At 68.1% G+C, this 3567-nt stretch carries 3 protein-coding genes; 2 read left to right on the forward strand and 1 reads right to left on the reverse strand.

Features of this window, described 5'->3' with window-relative positions; translation table 11 throughout:
* Nucleotides 1-249 precede the first annotated feature (249 nt).
* The gene (locus K9U41_RS22185; RefSeq protein WP_432715846.1) at nucleotides 250-1470 is read left to right on the forward strand and encodes an ABC transporter substrate-binding protein; all 1221 of its coding nucleotides are present in this window, start codon (nucleotides 250-252) and stop codon (nucleotides 1468-1470) included.
* A 50-nt stretch (nucleotides 1471-1520) separates the two neighbouring features.
* On the opposite strand, the gene K9U41_RS22190 is transcribed toward K9U41_RS22185, so the two are convergent.
* Nucleotides 1521-2108, reverse strand: a complete 588-nt coding sequence (locus tag K9U41_RS22190) for a MarR family winged helix-turn-helix transcriptional regulator (RefSeq protein WP_282643012.1) — start codon at nucleotides 2106-2108, stop codon at nucleotides 1521-1523.
* 415 nt (nucleotides 2109-2523) lie between these two features.
* On the opposite strand from K9U41_RS22190, the gene K9U41_RS22195 reads away from it, so the two are divergent.
* Nucleotides 2524-3564, forward strand: coding sequence for a branched-chain amino acid ABC transporter permease (locus tag K9U41_RS22195; RefSeq protein WP_282643013.1), 1041 nt, complete (start codon nucleotides 2524-2526; stop codon nucleotides 3562-3564).
* Nucleotides 3565-3567 lie beyond the last annotated feature (3 nt).

Genomic DNA, 3567 nt, shown 5'->3' on the forward strand with positions numbered 1-3567 from the left:
GCTGAAGTCCATCGAGCACGTCGGGCGGCGCGACACCCTCGTGGGCCTGCGCGGCGAGGTGGACGCCATCGCCACCTACCGCTTCGACATCCGCCTGCAGGGCGAGAACGAGACCGTCTTCTTCGACGTCTGACGCGACCATTCCGACCCGCCGCGCGCCGCCCCGGCGCAGCGGCGGATCCGTCTCCACGTTCCAAGAAAGAAAACGTGTCACGCGATCCGATCAGCGCGTGCTCCAGGGAGGACACCATGGGCAGACCATCCATCCGATGCGCGGGGGCGACCGCGCTCATCGTCGCCGCCATGGCCGCGCCGGGGCCTGCCCGCGCGCAGATTTCCGACGACGTGGTCAGGATCGGCGTGCTCAATGATCTGTCCGGCCAGTTCGCCGACATCGGCGGCAAGGGCGCGGTGCTTGCCGTGCAGATGGCCGCCGACGACTTCGGCGGCACGGTCGCGGGCAGGAGGATCGAAATCGTCTCCGCCGACCACCAGAACAAGCCGGACGTGGCCGGCGCCATCCTGCGCCAGTGGTTCGATCAGGACGGCGTCGATGCGGTGACGGGCCTGCCCACCAGCTCCGTCGCCCTCGCCGCGCAGGAGATCGCGCGGGACAAGAAGAAGACCGCCCTGATCGCCGGCGGCGCCACCTCCGACCTCACCGGCAAGGCCTGCTCGCCCTATTCCATCCATTGGGCCGACGACACCTATGCCCTCGCCAACGGCACCGCCCGCGCGGTGACCCGCGCCGGCGGCAAGACCTGGTTCTTCCTCACGGCGGACTACGCCTTTGGCCATGCCATGGAGCGCGACGCCTCCACCGCCATCCGCGACAGCGGCGGCAAGGTGCTCGGCGGCGTGCGCCATCCCTTCGCCGCGTCGGATTTCTCCTCTTTCCTGCTGCAGGCGCAGGCCTCCCGGGCGCAGGTGATCGGGCTCGCCAATGTGGGCGGCGACACCGGCAACGCCATCAAGCAGGCGGCGGAATTCGGCATCGTGGACAGCGGGCAGAAGCTCGCGGGCTTCCTCGTCTTCATCACCGATATCCACGCCCTGGGCCTCAAGCTCGCCAAGGGGCTCCTGGTCTCCACCGGCTTCTACTGGGACCAGAACGACGCGGCGCGCGCGTTTGCCAGGCGCTTCTTCGAGAAGACCGGCCGCATGCCCACCAAGGAGCAGGCGTCGGGCTACGCGGCCGTGACCCACTACCTGAAGGCGGTGGCCGCCAGCGGCACCGACGATGCGGCGCGGGTCAATGCGCAGATGCGGCAATTGCCGGTGGACTATTTCGGCCATTCCGGCTCCATCCGCCCCGATGGCCGCGTGCTCTACGACCTCACCCTCTACGAGGTGAAGGCCCCGGAGGAGAGCAAGGGCCCGTGGGACTATTACAAGCCCCTGGCCACCCTGCCCGCGGCCGAGGTGTTCCGCCCCATGAGCGAGGGCGGCTGCCCCCTGGTGAAGCCCTGACCGCGCGGGCTTGACCCAGGACCCATGAGACAGGCGCATGGGCCCTGGTATCAGTCGATCCGCGCCACTTTCCGCAGCAGCGCCACCAGCGTGTCGCGTCCACCGGGACCCAGCAGGCTGGCGAAGTCCTCCTCCTGCGCCGACTGGAGCTTGCGCGCCTTGTTGAGGAGCGCGGTTCCCGCCTTGGTCAGGAACACCGCGTGGGAGCGCGCGTCGGTGGCCGAGCGCGTGCGCTCGGCGAGCCCGCGCTTTTCCAGCTGGTCGAGCATGACGACGAAATTGGTGCGCTGGATGCCGAGCACCCGCGCGATCTCCGACTGCTTGCGGCCGGGATTGTCGGCGATCACCAGCAGCACGGAATATTGCGCGGGCGTCAGGTCGAGGGTCGCGAAACGGGCGCTGAAATCCTCGAACACCGCCATCTGCGCCCGCCGCAGGGTGTAGCCGACAACGCTCGTGAGACCCGTGAGGTCGAGGTCCGAGGCCTCGGCCGCATCGTCCGCATCGTCCGGCTCCACCGCGCGCGCCGGCTTGCGCCCGCGCCGCGCCGGCGCGCCGCTGGCGGACGGTGTCTTTTGCGCCGGTGTCTTCTGGGCCTGAGTCTTGCGGGCCGGTGTCAGGTCGTCTTCAGCACCCATCGTTCGCCCTTCGCCCTCTACATTCAAGAAAGAGAACGCGTTGTCCGATCAGCTTCCGATGCAAGCTGATCGGCGCGTGCTCTTGTGCTCCCGGTCGCGGAAGCCGTGACGGCCAAGCCGTCCTGTCCATTTCGCAGGTTTCGGCCGTCTTGCCGACCCTCGAAAATATTGTTATGATCCATATCAATTAAACAAGAACCAACCGGGAGGGACGTCCGCGTCCCGCACAGTCGCCGCCAGATCCGACGCCCCTTGGGGCGAACGCATCCGTGCGGCAGGACGCAAGAGCACGCTCCGATCGGATTGCCTCGCAATGTGATCGGCAAAACGTTCTCTTTTCATAACGTCAGAGCCGGTTTCACCGTTCAGGCCCAACACCCTGAACGGAGCCGGCTGGAGGGGGAGACACGCATCCGTGGACGGCACGATTCTGCTTTTCCTGTTGCAGGACGGTATCACGAACGGAGCGGTCTACGCTTTGCTCGGCATCGCCATCGTCCTCATCTTCGCGGTCACCCGCGTCATCTTCATTCCCCAGGGCGAGCTGGTCGCCTTCGGCGCACTCACCTATGCGCTTCTGGAGGCGGGCCGGCTGCCGGGCACGGTGTGGCTCACCGCGGCCTTCGGCGCGCTCGCCTTCGCCTTCGATCTCGCCTCTTCGCTTAGCACCGGGATCGACGCGAGGAAACTCGCCCGCAGCGCCGGCCTGACCCTCGCCCTGCCGGCGGTTCTCCTTGCCGCCACCTATGGCGTGGCGGGGGCGGGCTTCGGACCGGGCGTGCACATCCTGCTCACCCTTGCCCTCGTCACGCCGCTCGGCCCCTATATCTACCGGGTGGCGTTTCAGCCCATCGCCTCGGCCTCCATCCTGGCCCTGCTCATCACCGCCGTGGGCGTGCATCTCGCCCTGGTCGGGCTCGGGCTCGTCTTCTTCGGCGCGGAGGGGGTGCGGGCGCCGAGCCTGTCGGAGCTGACGCTGGAACTCGGCCCCCTGCTGGTGAGCGGGCAGAGCCTCGTCATCTACGCCGTGACGCTGCTCGCCATCGGCGCGCTCTGGTTCTTCTTCGAGCGCGCCTTGTGGGGCAAGGCGCTGAAGGCCACCGCGGTCAACCGCCTCGGCGCGCGGCTGGTGGGCATCCGCACCTCCTTCGCCGGCGCCCTCGCCTTCGGCCTCGCCGCCCTCGTGGGCGCGCTCTCGGGCATCCTGATCGCACCGGTGACCACCATCTATTACGACACCGGCTTCCTCATCGGGCTCAAGGGGTTCGTCGCCGCCATCGTGGGCGCGCTGGCGAGCTATCCGCTCACCGCCGTCGCCGCCCTCGCGGTGGGGATCGTCGAGGCCTTCTCCTCCTTCGTCGCCTCGGACCTGAAGGAGGTCATCGTCTTCATGCTGATCATCCCGGTGCTGGTGTGGCGCTCCCTCACCCAGCCCCACGTGGAAGAGGAGGACTGAGCC

This window comes from Xanthobacter autotrophicus (assembly GCF_029991245.1).
Taxonomy (GTDB): domain Bacteria; phylum Pseudomonadota; class Alphaproteobacteria; order Rhizobiales; family Xanthobacteraceae; genus Xanthobacter; species Xanthobacter autotrophicus_C.

What these genes read in the sequence shown, in the direction of transcription:
- K9U41_RS22190 (WP_282643012.1), bottom strand. Translation starts at nt 2,108, where the DNA reads ATGGGTGCTGAAGACGACCTGACACCGGCCCGCAAGACTCAGGCCCAG.
- K9U41_RS22185 (WP_432715846.1), top strand. Translation starts at nt 250, where the DNA reads ATGGGCAGACCATCCATCCGATGCGCGGGGGCGACCGCGCTCATCGTC.